Consider the following 14,159-nt stretch of genomic DNA (forward strand, 5'->3'; position numbering starts at 1 on the left):
AGCCTCCTAGTTATATCTCTTTTTTTGTCCGTTCCGTTTATGAAATGGAAGGCATTATGTATAAAAAGGGAATTCCCCTATATTTAACAACTAACAATGTTCTAATCATACCATGTAATGACGTGTTTTTGACCTAGTTTTTTTTAAAATTTCATGTTTCTTTACATGTGATTGTAATATTTCTTAATATTACACTTATTCCATTATCCGTCCTCAAATGAATGCAATAAAGGTAAGACTTTTACGGGCAGTTAATGCAGGATAACGAGCTCTCTTTCATATGAGAGACGAAATAAATCTTTCGCATTAGTGGTGGTTCTACAGAAATCGCACGTACGTTACCTTGCATTACGGCTTACTGTAAAGCGGTTTCCGGAAGCAATGTTATACCAAGTCCAGCTCCTACCATCGCAATTATTGGTTTCGCGCCCATACATTGAAACACATTCATAACCATTTTCCTTACATCACATATTTCTGGGTATACAATTAGCTGTTCATTAACAATTATTGCGCTAGTATGCAACAATTTATGGCAAAGAAAACAACATATAAAAATCCCCACCTCAGTTCGTTAGGTGGGGATTTTTCACATATGAACAGCTCTTGGTAGTTCATAATACATACTCGCTTTATATAATGTTCGTTCCATCCATTGCTCAATTTCCTTCGTATACATTTCTAAGAAAAACGTCTCAGACGGAAATGAGTGTAGCACCTCTGATATATATTGTGGATATAAAAACGGCATATTTATCATGCCTTTTAATTGCGTCATAAACATTGTAAAAGATATTTTTTTAAATTCTTGCTTCATTTGTCCTTGTTTAATGATTTGCTCTATATAATATCTTTCTCTAGAAAAATAAACGGTCATCACTTCACGAATTAATGTCGTATCAAGCGAAAGCTCTCTATAAAAAAAACGTGTCAGTTCTCTATTATCAAATTGATATCGTAAAATCCCGCGCACCATTTGCACCATCACATCTTTAGCCGATAAATATTCTCTCTGTTCAAATGACGTTTCAATTACGTGAATATATCCTTCTAAAAAATCAGTAATAAGCTGTTCTAATAACCCTTGCTTTCCAGCAAAATAATATGAAATATTCGCTACATTCACATCCGCTCGCTTTGCAATGTCTCGCACTGATGTCCCGTCATAGCCTTTCGTATTAAACAACGATATTGCCGCATCAATTACTTTTTGTTTCGTCTGTTTCATGCGCTCACTTCCTCTCACTGAACAGCTATAGTTTAAATTTCTTGACTTTTAAGACAAATTCCTTTAATTTTCTATCGACAAAGTCATGTGAAATACATCGTATTTTGCTATCATTTTACATATCTCGCTAAAAAGGGAGTTGTTTCCATGTTTACAAAAGAAAGTTATGCAGGATCTCGTGAAGAGCAATATGAGACAGTAATTAAACAACTGGATGCATTATTAACTGGCGAACCGAACGTAATCGCAAACTTATCAAATGCGTCCGCACTATTAAATCAATTTTTAGATCGCGTTAATTGGGTTGGCTTTTATGTAACAGAAGGAAATCAGCTTGTTCTTGGACCATTCCAAGGGATGCCAGCTTGCGTGCGTATTCCGTTCGGACGTGGTGTTTGCGGCGTTGCAGCTGAAACAAAAACAACGCAACTTGTAGCAGATGTTCACCAATTCCCAGGACATATAGCTTGCGATAGTGCCTCTAATTCTGAAATCGTTGTACCGATTATGAAAGAAGGAAATATCATGGGTGTGCTTGATATTGATAGTCCTGAAAAAAATCGTTTCGATGAAGTAGATCAGCACTATTTAGAAAAGTTTGTGGAAACACTCCTAAAACATATTTAATAAAGAAAAGAGTGAGCTATCGATTACGTACGTAACGTACGAAACCGATAGCTCACTCTTTTTTATCCCGCATTAACGGGCAGTAAATTCGGTGAATACAAGGAAGTTAGGTGGGAGATAACTGCCCGTAAAATCCCGATTGGTGAGGGCTTTTAATCAGCGGGGGATGGACAAAACCCCCACTGATTAAAGTTTCACTTTATTGATTTACTAACAGTAGATATCTTCTTTAGTGCCTGTTCTAAATCAGAAACGATATCTTCCCATGATTCTAAGCCGACAGATAGGCGTATTAAATTATCAAAAATACCCATTTCTTTTCTTAGTTCAGCCGGAATAGCTGCATGTGTCATCGTCGCTGGATGCTGAATTAACGTTTCTGTATCACCTAAACTTACGGCAATTGTAATAAAATGGAGGTCATTGATAAACGACTGTGTTTCCTCTTTCACGCCTTTAATTGAAAAAGAAATAACGCCCCCACCTCGTTTCATTTGCCGAGATGCTAATTCTCCCTCCGGATACCAAACACCTTCTACTGCTTCATGATTTTTCAAAAACGATACAATTTTTTCCGCATTATCACAATGACGATCCATTCTTACTGCTAATGTTTTTAATCCGCGTAACAATAACCACGCGTCAAACGGCGCCATAATACCGCCGATATCTTTTCGCATCGGACGGATTTTGTCAGCTAACGTTTTCGTTCTACAAATTGTTACACCCGCTACAACATCCCCGTGACCACCAATATATTTTGTCGCACTGTGAACGACGGCGTCACAACCAAGTTCAAGAGGTCTTTGTAAATAAGGCGAACAAAACGTATTATCAACAATAACAAGCAAATCATTGCGCTTCGCTACCCCGATTACCTTTTCTAAATCAATTAATTTCATCGTTGGATTAATCGGTGTTTCAACGAAAATGAGCTTTGTATTTGGACGAATTTTATTTTCAATATCAGTCCCTGTCTCCATATCACAAAACGAATGAGTAATCATAAATTTCTCTTCTAATACTTCTAAAAAACCGTACGTACATCCATATAATCCATTTGAACAAATAATATGATCTCCAGCCTTTAGAAAACCGATTAACGTTGCTGAAATGGCTGCCATACCTGAACCGAACGCCAGCGCTTCCTCTCCACCTTCTAAAACAGCCATACGTTCTTCAAATAATCTCACAGTTGGATTCCCAAGCCTTGAATAAATATAAGATGGATCTTCTCCCGCAAAACTCGCTTCTCCTTGCTGTGCTGTCTCAAACGTAAATGTAGAAGTTTGAAATAAAGGTGGTGTTAAACTTCCTTTATGTTCCTCTGATGTATAACCGTGATGAATTAACGCTGTCTCCATATGCTTCTTTTTCATAAAAACATCCCCCTTATGTCTTTATTTCCACATATCCACCAGTAAAAAACTGATGAACGTTTTCACTACATTTTATGTAAGCGTTTTATTTGTGTTTCTATCTTTTCTTTTATATTGTTGTGAACTACCCACCACTTAGCATCTCTTGCGAGCTTACTTGAAGTGAGGGCTTCTCGGTTACTCGTTACTTTTGATAGCTAACGAATTTGTCTTAGGACAGCCGAGCTATCCCCCTTGTTCCAAAGGTTGTTTCTTACTATTTATATCCACGCTAATAACCGTATGGCTTTCTTTTTGATATTGATAGCTGCGTTATAGTCACGACTTATTTTTAGTCCACACGAACACTCATACGTGCGTTCAGATAATGATATTTCTTTTCTGTTTCCACAACGACTACACATCTTTGTAGAAGGAAACCATTTATCTATTTTTACAAGCTGTTTTCCTTGTTCTTGTAGCTTATATGCTAAAAATGTCGTGAACATCCTCCAACCGTTGTCCGCAACACTTTTACCCAAGCGAAGTGCTCGTGACATTCCTTTTATATTTAAGTCTTCTATTGCTACAACGTCAAAATGAGTGGCCAATTCTCTAGACTTGTGATGAAGGAAATTTTTACGTTGATTTGCGACCTTTTCATGCAACTTTGCTACACGGATGCGTTGTTTATTAAAGCGTGCTGAACCTTTCACACGTCTTGCTAATACTCGTTGTGCGCTTGCTAATTGACCTAACATCTGACGATAAAAACGAGGATAATTGGCTTTCTCATCTTCGCTACTCACGTACAATTCAGCCATTGCGAAGTCTAATCCAATCACACTTTCTACTTCTTTTTGAACGATTTCCTTTTCATATTCAGTCAAGACAGACACGTAATATTTACCAGTTGGTGTCATCGAAATCGTGCATGATTTGATGATATGTTTTTGTGGTATCTCTCTATGTTGCTTCAGTCGCACCATTTTCAGTTTCGGTAATTTGATATAACCATGAAATAACATAATATTTCCGTTTACCATATTCGTTGTGTAGGATTTTCTACTTTTTTTACTTTTGAATGTAGGAAAATCATTTTGACCACTAAAAAAATTCTTATACGCGGTTTGCAAGTTTAGTTAAGCATTTGCTAACGCTAATGAATCGACTTCTTTCAACCATTCATACTCTACTTTGTATTTCGCAGGAGTAGACAATTTTTGTTTCTTTAGTTCTTCCTTGTTCTCTTTGTACTTTTCATATACTTCTTTCCATTCAGTCAGCATTTTGTTATACAAAAAGCGTACACACCCAAAAGTTTTACGTATCAGATTTGCTTGTTCTTCTGTTGGATACAGACGAAATTTGTACGCCTTATTACGCTTTGTCATATTAGTTCATCTCACTTTTCGCCTTGATTTCCCATAAACGGTTCTACTTTATCTGTGGCGGTGATAACACAACATGAACACTGCATTATTATTATCTAATTTCATTGTTATACCAAACTTTACCTCTTATAAGACTGATTATATCAGAAGTTAAATGAATAAAAAAACAAATTTTTCTGATTATTACAATCCAGAATTCATCTCCCACCTGCCGTTGGACTATCATCCTTCAGGCGCTTGAGAAAGAGACTTCTTTTTGATAATACGTTAAATTCCTTCTTGTTCATTTCCAAAATTTATCTGCATAAAACAAAAAGGGAGTCTCTTGACGAAACTGTAAGTAAAAGATATAATAGCGTTTGTGTAAAATAAAAAGGCAGCCTTGTAATGTGAGTTTATCGTTTGTATTTTGTTCCTCTGCGGAGGTGTATCTCGTAACTCCCTGCTGCTGGAGCGAAGGTACATGAAAACAAAATACCCGTAAATATCGATTACGTCTGTTTTTATTTTACGAAAATAAAAACATTTTTAAAGGAGGAGTCAACTATGGCTCGTTATACAGGTCCAGCATGGAAACTGTCTCGTCGTCTTGGAATCTCTCTAAGCGGCACAGGAAAAGAATTAGAAAAACGCCCTTACGCACCAGGTCCTCACGGTCCTAACCAACGTAAGAAACTTTCAGAATACGGTTTACAATTACAAGAGAAACAAAAACTTCGTCACATGTACGGCATGACTGAGCGTCAATTCCGTCGCACATTTGACCAAGCAGGTAAAATGCCTGGTAAGCACGGCGAAAACTTCATGATCCTTCTTGAAGCTCGTCTTGACAACCTAGTTTACCGCATGGGCTTAGCTCGCACTCGTCGTGCAGCTCGCCAATTAGTAAACCACGGTCACATCACGGTTGATGGCGCTCGCGTAGATATCCCATCTTACCGCGTTAAACCTAACCAAACTATCAGCGTTCGCGAAAAATCTAACAGCCTTGTTGTTGTTAAAGAAGCGATCGAAGTTAACAACTTCGTACCAGAATACTTAACTTTCGATGCTGATAAGTTAGAAGCTACTTACACTCGTCACGCTGAGCGTTCTGAGTTAGCAGCTGAAATCAACGAAGCATTAATCGTAGAGTTCTACTCTCGTTAATCTCGGTACTCTGAAAAGAGTATTATTAAAAGCCTTAGGAACCTTGTTTATCAAGGGGCCTGGGCTTTTTTTATTTTATTTAATAATGCAAGATAAGGCATAAAAAAGAATGGAATTGGGGCCAGTTTGGGGCCACAATAAAAAAGGCTGGCGTGTGTATAGTAATGGATAAGTGTAAAAAACAGATGATAGAAGGAGTTACTTATTTTGAAAGAAAAATTTACTAAGATTCCTCTTCACGCACAAGACTTTCAAAAATTAAAAATGCTATTAGACGAATTAGTACAAGACGAAATAGAATTCATTGAAAATTTTTCTAAATACGCTTTAATTATTTCTTCTAAAGAATCTATGGTCACAATTAATCTTAGAAGCGAATTTGTTCCCGATCCACACTTGGCGATTACTTCTATAAGTATTACCCCAAGTAATCAAGGTAAAGGCAGTATTGTTCTTGAATGGTTTAAGGAATTCGCAAAGGAAAAGGGATTCAAGCGCTTAGTATTACAAGAAGTTATAACTGAAGAAGGTTACCATTTTGCATTAAAAAATGGTTTTTCAAAAAAGGTTAGTTTATACGAGGAAATATTTAGAAAGCCAGATAATACTGATGGAAATTATGAATTACATTTATAAAGAGTAAAATAAAAGTGAACGAATATTTTTCATAATCGTTCACTTTTTTTATTTGGTGAATTATCTAATATCACGGGCTCCTTCTACATCCAATACATAATAAAGAGCCATACTAGATTTTACCCAAAATCCCTCTAACAGAAAATTATCAATATGGTATAATTTTCTTGTAAAATATTAGAAAAAGAAGGGATGACATGGCGGAAATAAAGGTGACACCTGAAGAGTTAGAACAGGTGGCAAAAACTGTGAGAAATTCACGAAACTACTTATATCAATTACATCAAGATTTATACACTCAAACTGAGTATATAGCTTCAATGTGGAGTGGAGCAACTAGTCAACGCTTCTACCAAAATTTTAACGAAGCTAAACCGAAAATGTTCACCGTCTTAATGGAATTTGATAAAATTGCTGAAGAACTCGAAAAGGCTGCTGAAAAATTCCGTAAAGCTGATAGTCAAGAAGTTACACTAGAAGAGGGTGCATTTTGTGGGAAATCTTCTGGAGAAAAAGGAATTGATGGCGGGAAATTAGCTCGTGATATAGCCGGAGAATTGACCGGAGAATATGATGCAAGGCGTTTGATAGAGGGTGTAGATCCTGACACTGGCGAAACACTTTCAGCATGGGAACGTGGTGCAGCAGGACTAATGTTAGTAGCTGGTATCACACCGATTGGTAAAGGTGTTAAAATATTAAAATCAGGTAAAAAGGTTGCAAATACAATAGATGCAGCAACAAAACTAGAAAAACAAAGAAAAACTTTAGATACAAATATAAAAGTCGGAAAAGCATTTGAAAAAGAAATGGAAACAGTTATAAAAAATGAGAAAGCACAATTCGAATTAAATAATCAAGTCACTATAATGACAAAATCAGGTGTTCGAACCCGTGTAGACATAGGTGGGAAAGACATACATGGTCAAATAGAATTAATTGAGTTAAAATCATCGCCAACAGCACCACTTACCAAAAATCAGAAAAAAGCATTTCCTGAAATTGAAGAAAGTGGCGCTGTTATTAGAAGTAAAAATAAGCCACCTTTTGAATATCTCGAAGAAATCCCACCCACTAAAGTTAACGTGATACGAAAAAAAGAATAGGAGGATTTATATGGCGTTACATGATATAGATCAGGTTGATTTAATTTCCTTAGATAATAACAATAAAGATATTGTATACTTAACTATTTTTGATGCATTAAATTGGAAAGAAGAGCATGAACATGCATTACTCTTACAAGATAAAATTAATAATTATTTAGCCTTTATCGAAAGCGGCGAAGTTTATGAAACAACACCAGAAACAGTAGGGAAAAATAAATTTGTTATACAAGTGTATGCTTTACATGAACTTACCGCATATGGAAAAGAGTTTTATGCTCTCTTACGAGATCAGTTACATGCTGCTGGATATGGCTTACAGTTTAATTACAGGCCGTCTGAAGAAGTTGAAAATACAGAAGAATAATAGAAATGAAAGAAGAACGCCTTGTCATGAGGATTAACGTTCTTCTTTTTTTATTTTAAACATAGATAAGTTCGCTTAGAGGTATGTTAATACCTTTAAAAATTAAAACGGCATATTTCTTTTATATTTTATAGATAAATCTTCCATATTGTCGGATAATGTTTTCTGGAGGCGATATTTATGGAGAATAAAAGATGGAGAAACAGGGATTGGTTTTGGACTGTAAGTATTTTGGTAATGGTAATCATATTATTAATAGCTGATTTTTTCAATTTCCCAAACATTGAAGCGAATTTTTCTATTATATCTAGCGCAGTATCCATAGCTTTAGCTTTAGTTGCTATTTTCATTGCGCTTAAACAAGAAAGTGATAATCAGCGGGTGAACAATGAGGTAGCTCATGTGTTAAATGAAATATCAACTAATATAAAAACTGTTGATGCTAAACTAGATCCTAAAATGCTCAATAGACTTGGTGAGGAAACAGCAGAAATATATAGTGAAGGCATTAGCAAACAGTCCACATATACGAAAGAAGAAGTTGATGACATCATTAAAAATGTTAGTAAAGATATAACCTCAAGTATTGGTAGTATAATAAATAAAGACAAAAATAAAGAAAACTATAAAATGACTTATGAGCGGAAAGCAAATTCACTTATAGGGATTGCCGAGCGATCACAAGTTTTAAACATTATTAAAAATAATCTAGAAAAGAATCTTGAAGAGTTACAAAGTTTAATAGAACAAGAAACAGGAAACAGGAAACAGATATCCATTAGTGGTTATTAGTAACTATAGAAAAAATATTTGTGATTCTGATATGGGCTAAATACTACATAACAACGCCTTTCAATAAAAGAAGACATTGTTTGTTTTTGTAGAAATATAAATTTTATCATCTAGGAATATGGAGGGACATAAATGAATAGGAACAAGAAGCAAGATCTAAAAGAAATAACAAAAGAAACAACAATAACCACAGTTCTTGAAGTCGGAAGTGATGCTGTAGCTGATTTCGCAAAAGAATCTGTTACCGGGCTTGTTGCAGAGTTAGCAATAGATGGAGCAGCCTCATTAGTACCAGGTCTATCCGGAGTTTATGGAAGTATTAAACGAGCGAAACTTGAAAGAAATATGCAAACTTTTTCAGAGGATTTAGCCTCTAAAATTACTGAGCTTCAAGCTAATTTAGAAAATAAAACAAGCGAACAAAAACAACAAATTGACAAATTATACGGATATGTAATGGATTATGTTATCGATGAGCAACAAGAAGATAAAATAAAGTACATGGTAAATGACTTTGTTAAATTAACAGAACACGAAGATGTAACTGAGGATTTTGTGTTGACTTATTATGATGTTTTAAAAGAACTAAGAATAGTCGATATTGCAGTATTAAGGTTATATAATTACTCCTACGATCAAGAACGTCTAACTTTTGAAGATGTGATGAAACAACATGGATTAAGTTACGATCAATATGACTCTATCAGAAATAATCTCTTCAGATTAGGTATTCTCACTACAAAGACAGAGAAAAAGATTCTTGATGATTTGAAAAATCTTTTTCAATCCATAAAAGACATTCATGATTATTTAGAAAAGCAAGCTAAAGGAAAAAGAACATCCAATTTAAAATTAAAAAAGCTAAATTCGAAAGACAGTTTCGAGATATCTAAATTCGGGAGGGATATAGTAGAATTCTTTTTTAATTTAGAAGAAACAAGCTAAATAGGCATTCATTAGAAGTGTTCGTTCTTATATAAAAAACTATATAAGAATGATTTAAAAACACAAAAACAAAATACACCTAAAGTTTATAATATTCAAGCATCCAAAGCTTATAAAAAATTCCCTACTTAACTATACAGAGGGAATTTTTTTATTAATGATAAAATACTTTAAAACAATGATACAACATTATTTTGAAATTTTATTTCCTTCGCTTCATAACAATTACGCCCCAAGCAATATTCTTGTATCATCTCCATTGTTAACCCTAGCTCCATTTCCAATTCTTCAACAGTAATTATATTATTCTTTAAGAGAACTTGAATGGCTTGTTTTAGTACTTGTGGCTCTTCAATTGGAATTTCGTCATCTAAAGGTTCAAATTTCCGCCAACTATTTCTGCTAATTTGTTACCTTAAATGTAAAGTATGATTGCTTGAAAATAACCCGAGAATAAAACAATTACTATTGAACGTACCAGAGATAATAAGGGAATACGATCACCCAAGACCAAAAATAGCTATCGAACAATTCTAATAGATGATGTACTTATAAGCCAACTAAAAACATATCGTAAGTGGTGCATAGAAGTAATGCTATCTTTTGGATACAAGCTACAAGATGAATCGTTTGTATTTACATCGTACCAAACTGGGAAACCTATAACAGATAGCAGTGTTCTTTATGCATTCAGAAGAGTATTAAATAAAACAAGCCTTCCTTCAATTACGATACATGGATTACGTCATACACACTGTACCATACTACTAAATCAAGGTTTAAATGTGAAAGTAATTGCCGAACGTTTAGGGAATACTCCACAAATGATTTATGAAATTTATGGACATGTATTGAAGGAAATGGAGTCCATGTCAGTAGAGTTATTTAGCCAGAGTTTAGCGGAAAGTGGGGCTAATTTTGGGGCTAGTTAATAATAAACATGCTACGAACACTGATATAATAAGGCTTTTTGATACTATCGAGTGCTACTCTCGTTAATGACAAAAAGCCAATCCTCTGGATTGGCTTTTTTCGTTTATATATAAAATAAAATTATTTATTTTCCTCTTTTTGAACATATACATAAGCATCTTTCTGCTCTTTATGTACATCAACCTTCGAATGCTCTGCAAGCTGACCAGCGTTTAGCAAAGAAAAAATAATGAGCGCTTCTAGTGACATTTTGTTTTACCACTCCTTTCTATTTGTTATACATTTATCATACCGCTTACATGTGATTTCCGTATGAACTCGAAAAGGAGATTACAACAAAAAGGTTACAGGAATACGAATGCACGCTATAATAACCATTAAATAGGAGGTTGTTTCATTTTGACAATAAACCAAATGGTTCAGTTAGGCAGTGCATTTATGCTGTTTATTACTTCAGCACTTATGAGTTGGTATCAAGGGAGTAATTTAATAGATTATCCTGATGAATGGAAATATAGCGCTAAGTTTACGAATTATTTTAAAGGGTACGTTTCACATTATGACGATATTTATCAAATCGATTTCTTTATATATGCGGCAAAATTTTATCCCGGGGCATTTGTCGTTATGCTAATTAGCTTACTTTACATGCTCGTATTAATTCTTCATATTCTATTTAAAAGAAATCATGAGGCAATTTAAATGCATACATAAAAACCCCGAACGATAGACTTTTCAGCCTAACATTCGGGGTACTATTTGTTTTAAATTCGTTTCTGATTAGTAACGAATTAAGAAATATTTCTTCTTACCGCGGCGAATGATTGTGAATTTACCTTCGATGCGGTCGTTTTCTGTTACAACGTAGTCTAACGCTTGTGTACGCTCACCGTTCACGTAGATTGCACCGTTCGTTACATCTTCACGTGCTTGACGTTTAGATGGTGAAATTTTGCTTTCTACAAGTAAGTCGATTAATACTGTATCTTCTGCAGTACGTTCTACAGATGGTACATCTTTGAATCCTTGCTCGATTTCGCTTGCAGTAAGTTCTGCTACAGAGCCACTGAATAATGCAGCTGAAATTTTAATTGCTTGCTCTAACGCTTCTTCGCCATGAACAAGTTTTGTCATTTCAGATCCTAATGATTTTTGTGCTGCACGTTTTTCTGGTACTTCAGTTACTTGCTTCTCAAGCTCAAGAATTTCTTCATGAGATAAGAATGTGAAGTATTTTAAGTATTTAACTACATCGCGGTCATCTGTATTGATCCAGAATTGGTAGAACTCGTAAGGAGTTGTTTTCTCTGGGTCTAACCAAATTGCGCCGCCCTCTGTTTTACCAAACTTCGTACCGTCAGATTTTGTAACTAGTGGGATTGTTAAACCGAACGCTTTCGCATCTTCTTCTGATTTACGGATTAATTCAAGACCAGCTGTAATGTTACCCCATTGGTCACTACCACCAATTTGTAGACGGCAATTATGGTTTTGGTATAAGTTTAAGAAGTCGTATGATTGTAAAATCATATAACTAAACTCAGTGAATGAAATGCCAGTATCTAAACGAGATGCTACTGTATCTTTTGCTAACATATAGTTTAAACCGAAGTTTTTACCGATATCGCGTAAGAATGAAATTACATCTAAGTTACCAAGCCAATCATAGTTGTTAGCCATCGTTGCTGGGTTGTCCACGTTTTCAAACTCTAAGAAGTTTGAAAGTTGGTTTTTAATGCTTTCTGTGTAGTAAGCAACTGTATCTTTCGTATTTAATGTACGCTCTGCTTTTTTACCACTTGGGTCACCGATCATGCCAGTACCACCGCCAACAAGTGCAATTGGTTGGTGACCAGCTAATTGGAAACGACGTAACATTAATACTGGTAACATATGACCGATGTGTAAGCTATCCGCTGTCGGGTCGAAACCACAGTATAATTTAACGCTTTCTTTTTCTAATAATTGCTCAAGTCCCTCAGCATCTGTTTGCTGATTAATTAAACCGCGAAATTCAAGATCTTGTAAAATACCCATATCCTACATACTCTCCTTTAAGTTCATTACTGGCGTGAAGGTTGAAAACATAAAAAAATCGCCCCTTAAATAAGGGACGATTTTGATTATCGCGTTACCACCCTAGTTGCAGGCAAAAAAAGCCTACCACCTTATTTACATAACGGCTTAGCACCGTCTTTTCCCTTTTGAATACACTTCAATCGAAAAAAGATGCTCTAGGGGCGTAATTCGCGATCATCTATGTGCTGATTTCCACCGACCATCAGCTCTCTAAAACAGGGAAATGATCACTACTTCTCCCTTTCCACGCTCAATTATTCATATACTTTTCTTTATACCATCATTTATATAGGCGTGTCAAATAGAGGTATGAGTTCTTTCACTACCAATCCTTTATAAAGTCGCAAGGAATATCGTAATAAGAGAAAGAACTGGAACCCCAACTAATAACGATACATGAAACACAACCGATAAATCATTCCCAATCGTCGCTTCCACAGGATCTTTCGCTGGAGAAGCAAGAAATCCAAGTAATCGCTCGAAGCGGCTTACCGTTTTTGGAAAATCCGGTATTTCTAAATGATCGCTATCTAAATGCTGCTTTAATTTATATTCATTCTTAAAAGGATTTTCGCTCAATTTCATCCACCTCCAGCAATTGTTTCAATTTCTTTATCCCGTTATGAAGTCTCGACTTCACTGTTCCAACAGGAATATCTAGTACCTCTGCAATTTCTTTTTGCTGCATATCATGATAATAAGAAAGAATCAGGACCGCTCGCTGTTCTTCAGGAACTTTCAAAATTGCTTCTCTTACCGTAAGCCGGTCTTCGTGGGAAAACTCTACCTCTTGCATTGGTACTAAAAACGGTAAGAGCGAACGCCACTTTTTTCTTCTATTTAATTTATTAATCATAAGACGGTAACCGATTTGAAATAAATACGTTTTAATTTTTCCTTTTCGGGTTTCATACATATGTTTCTTACGCTCTAGAGTCAAAAACGTATCTTGAACGAGATCTATACTCAGTTGTTCATCACGATTAAATCGATACAAAAATGTATATAGCGCTGGTTTGATCAAAACATATAGTTTTTCTCCAGCTTGCTTATCTCCATTTTGGTACGCAAGCATGAGCTCCTCCTCAATCCCAATCTGCGCCATTTTTTCTGATCTCCTTTATTCCTTTTAACGTTAATGAAATACGGGAAATTAAATATGCACTTGCGACAATGACCCATGCTTGTGACTGATTCGTAAAAAATTGAACATATGGGTTTTGAATCGTATGGCCGGTTGAAACTAAAATACTTAACGCCAGCACACATATACATGCATACACTGCAAGACAGACCGAAATTGTATCAAATACATTCCAACGAAAATATATTTTTGTTTTTGTAAAATCAATTTTATTTCCATTTTTTCGTACAATATACTTCTTATCAAACGGAATAAGGATTGAAAAGATAACAATCATTATAATCCCAACTGTAATCATTGAAATTTTAAATCCAATTGGTATAGGTAATAACATACCACAAGAAAACACAACTATAATTCCAATTAAAGCAAAAGTCAGCATCAATTTATTAGACATAAAA

The 14,159-nt window shown here is 35.1% G+C and carries 15 protein-coding genes, 4 pseudogenes and 1 other annotated feature; of the genes and pseudogenes, 10 read left to right on the forward strand and 9 right to left on the reverse strand.

Going from position 1 to position 14,159, the window contains the following annotated elements; genetic code table 11:
• Positions 1 to 241 precede the first annotated feature (241 nt).
• Positions 242 to 502, reverse strand: a pseudogene (locus MKY90_RS23730) (LysR substrate-binding domain-containing protein); the annotation flags it as partial.
• On the opposite strand from MKY90_RS23730, the pseudogene MKY90_RS30470 reads away from it, so the two are divergent.
• Positions 450 to 578: pseudogene (locus tag MKY90_RS30470) on the forward strand (EamA family transporter); the annotation flags it as partial. The pseudogenes MKY90_RS23730 and MKY90_RS30470 overlap by 53 nt on opposite strands.
• 11 nt (positions 579 to 589) lie before the next feature.
• Here the strand turns inward: MKY90_RS30470 and refZ are convergent.
• Complete coding sequence (gene refZ, locus MKY90_RS23735) at positions 590 to 1,228, reverse strand: forespore capture DNA-binding protein RefZ (protein WP_044442170.1); 639 nt, start codon at positions 1,226 to 1,228, stop codon at positions 590 to 592.
• Positions 1,229 to 1,375: 147 nt separating this feature from the next.
• On the opposite strand from refZ, the gene MKY90_RS23740 reads away from it, so the two are divergent.
• Entirely contained in the window at positions 1,376 to 1,855 is a 480-nt protein-coding gene (locus tag MKY90_RS23740) for a GAF domain-containing protein (protein WP_063218490.1), read from the forward strand.
• A 194-nt stretch (positions 1,856 to 2,049) separates the two neighbouring features.
• Here the strand turns inward: MKY90_RS23740 and megL are convergent, their stop codons facing one another.
• Positions 2,050 to 3,234 (reverse strand): methionine gamma-lyase, encoded by a 1,185-nt coding sequence (gene megL / locus MKY90_RS23745; protein ID WP_341092710.1) that lies wholly within the window; start codon positions 3,232 to 3,234, stop codon positions 2,050 to 2,052.
• Between the two features lie 260 nt (positions 3,235 to 3,494).
• Positions 3,495 to 4,607: pseudogene (locus tag MKY90_RS23750) on the reverse strand (RNA-guided endonuclease TnpB family protein).
• Positions 4,608 to 5,153: 546 nt separating this feature from the next.
• Here MKY90_RS23750 and rpsD point away from each other — a divergent pair.
• The 7 genes and pseudogenes from rpsD to MKY90_RS23785 all read left to right on the forward strand — a co-directional run.
• Positions 5,154 to 5,756, forward strand: a complete 603-nt coding sequence (gene rpsD / locus MKY90_RS23755; protein WP_002015568.1) for a 30S ribosomal protein S4 — start codon at positions 5,154 to 5,156, stop codon at positions 5,754 to 5,756.
• A 207-nt stretch (positions 5,757 to 5,963) separates the two neighbouring features.
• Entirely contained in the window at positions 5,964 to 6,392 is a 429-nt protein-coding gene (locus MKY90_RS23760) for a GNAT family N-acetyltransferase (RefSeq protein WP_098168539.1), read from the forward strand.
• Positions 6,393 to 6,589: 197 nt separating this feature from the next.
• The gene (locus MKY90_RS23765) at positions 6,590 to 7,498 is read left to right on the forward strand and encodes a WXG100 family type VII secretion target (RefSeq protein WP_063218493.1); all 909 of its coding nucleotides are present in this window, start codon (positions 6,590 to 6,592) and stop codon (positions 7,496 to 7,498) included.
• Positions 7,499 to 7,508: 10 nt separating this feature from the next.
• Positions 7,509 to 7,865 carry a DUF6572 domain-containing protein gene (locus tag MKY90_RS23770; protein ID WP_078184633.1) on the forward strand — a complete coding sequence of 119 codons (357 nt, stop codon included), beginning with the start codon at positions 7,509 to 7,511 and terminating at the stop codon, positions 7,863 to 7,865.
• Positions 7,866 to 8,045: 180 nt separating this feature from the next.
• Complete coding sequence (locus tag MKY90_RS23775) at positions 8,046 to 8,657, forward strand: hypothetical protein (protein WP_341092713.1); 612 nt, start codon at positions 8,046 to 8,048, stop codon at positions 8,655 to 8,657.
• A 132-nt stretch (positions 8,658 to 8,789) separates the two neighbouring features.
• Positions 8,790 to 9,602, forward strand: coding sequence for a hypothetical protein (locus MKY90_RS23780; protein WP_341092714.1), 813 nt, complete (start codon positions 8,790 to 8,792; stop codon positions 9,600 to 9,602).
• 449 nt (positions 9,603 to 10,051) lie between these two features.
• Positions 10,052 to 10,534 (forward strand): annotated as a pseudogene (locus MKY90_RS23785) (site-specific integrase); the annotation flags it as partial.
• Between the two features lie 121 nt (positions 10,535 to 10,655).
• Here MKY90_RS23785 and MKY90_RS23790 read toward each other — a convergent pair.
• Complete coding sequence (locus MKY90_RS23790; protein WP_000050938.1) at positions 10,656 to 10,784, reverse strand: hypothetical protein; 129 nt, start codon at positions 10,782 to 10,784, stop codon at positions 10,656 to 10,658.
• 150 nt (positions 10,785 to 10,934) lie between these two features.
• Here MKY90_RS23790 and MKY90_RS23795 point away from each other — a divergent pair, with 150 nt between their 5' ends.
• Positions 10,935 to 11,237, forward strand: a complete 303-nt coding sequence (locus MKY90_RS23795) for a YjdJ family protein (protein ID WP_002190894.1) — start codon at positions 10,935 to 10,937, stop codon at positions 11,235 to 11,237.
• 78 nt (positions 11,238 to 11,315) lie between these two features.
• Here the strand turns inward: MKY90_RS23795 and tyrS are convergent, their stop codons facing one another.
• From tyrS to MKY90_RS23815, 4 genes are all read right to left on the reverse strand, one after another.
• Entirely contained in the window at positions 11,316 to 12,572 is a 1,257-nt protein-coding gene (gene tyrS, locus MKY90_RS23800; protein ID WP_341092716.1) for a tyrosine--tRNA ligase, read from the reverse strand.
• Between the two features lie 69 nt (positions 12,573 to 12,641).
• Positions 12,642 to 12,870 (reverse strand) — a binding site (T-box leader).
• Between the two features lie 77 nt (positions 12,871 to 12,947).
• Complete coding sequence (locus MKY90_RS23805) at positions 12,948 to 13,193, reverse strand: hypothetical protein (protein WP_063218499.1); 246 nt, start codon at positions 13,191 to 13,193, stop codon at positions 12,948 to 12,950.
• Complete coding sequence (locus tag MKY90_RS23810; protein ID WP_016120899.1) at positions 13,174 to 13,719, reverse strand: RNA polymerase sigma factor; 546 nt, start codon at positions 13,717 to 13,719, stop codon at positions 13,174 to 13,176. The genes MKY90_RS23805 and MKY90_RS23810 overlap by 20 nt, the downstream gene beginning before the upstream one ends.
• Positions 13,700 to 14,155 (reverse strand): hypothetical protein, encoded by a 456-nt coding sequence (locus MKY90_RS23815; RefSeq protein ID WP_063218500.1) that lies wholly within the window; start codon positions 14,153 to 14,155, stop codon positions 13,700 to 13,702. Before MKY90_RS23815 ends, MKY90_RS23810 begins: the two co-directional genes overlap by 20 nt.
• Between the last annotated feature and the right edge of the window lie 4 nt (positions 14,156 to 14,159).

The sequence above is a fragment of the Bacillus sp. FSL P2-0099 genome, from assembly GCF_038007445.1.
Taxonomy (GTDB): Bacteria; Bacillota; Bacilli; order Bacillales; family Bacillaceae_G; genus Bacillus_A; species Bacillus_A mycoides.

Excerpts from the sequence above, each read along its gene's own strand:
- refZ (WP_044442170.1), bottom strand. The coding sequence starts at position 1,228 with ATGAAACAGACGAAACAAAAAGTAATTGATGCGGCAATATCGTTGTTT.
- MKY90_RS23765 (WP_063218493.1), top strand. The coding sequence starts at position 6,590 with ATGGCGGAAATAAAGGTGACACCTGAAGAGTTAGAACAGGTGGCAAAA.
- MKY90_RS23775 (WP_341092713.1), top strand. The coding sequence starts at position 8,046 with ATGGAGAATAAAAGATGGAGAAACAGGGATTGGTTTTGGACTGTAAGT.
- MKY90_RS23740 (WP_063218490.1), top strand. The coding sequence starts at position 1,376 with ATGTTTACAAAAGAAAGTTATGCAGGATCTCGTGAAGAGCAATATGAG.
- MKY90_RS23815 (WP_063218500.1), bottom strand. The coding sequence starts at position 14,155 with ATGTCTAATAAATTGATGCTGACTTTTGCTTTAATTGGAATTATAGTT.
- megL (WP_341092710.1), bottom strand. The coding sequence starts at position 3,234 with ATGAAAAAGAAGCATATGGAGACAGCGTTAATTCATCACGGTTATACA.
- tyrS (WP_341092716.1), bottom strand. The coding sequence starts at position 12,572 with ATGGGTATTTTACAAGATCTTGAATTTCGCGGTTTAATTAATCAGCAA.
- MKY90_RS23810 (WP_016120899.1), bottom strand. The coding sequence starts at position 13,719 with ATGGCGCAGATTGGGATTGAGGAGGAGCTCATGCTTGCGTACCAAAAT.
- MKY90_RS23790 (WP_000050938.1), bottom strand. The coding sequence starts at position 10,784 with ATGTCACTAGAAGCGCTCATTATTTTTTCTTTGCTAAACGCTGGTCAG.
- MKY90_RS23780 (WP_341092714.1), top strand. The coding sequence starts at position 8,790 with ATGAATAGGAACAAGAAGCAAGATCTAAAAGAAATAACAAAAGAAACA.
- MKY90_RS23770 (WP_078184633.1), top strand. The coding sequence starts at position 7,509 with ATGGCGTTACATGATATAGATCAGGTTGATTTAATTTCCTTAGATAAT.
- rpsD (WP_002015568.1), top strand. The coding sequence starts at position 5,154 with ATGGCTCGTTATACAGGTCCAGCATGGAAACTGTCTCGTCGTCTTGGA.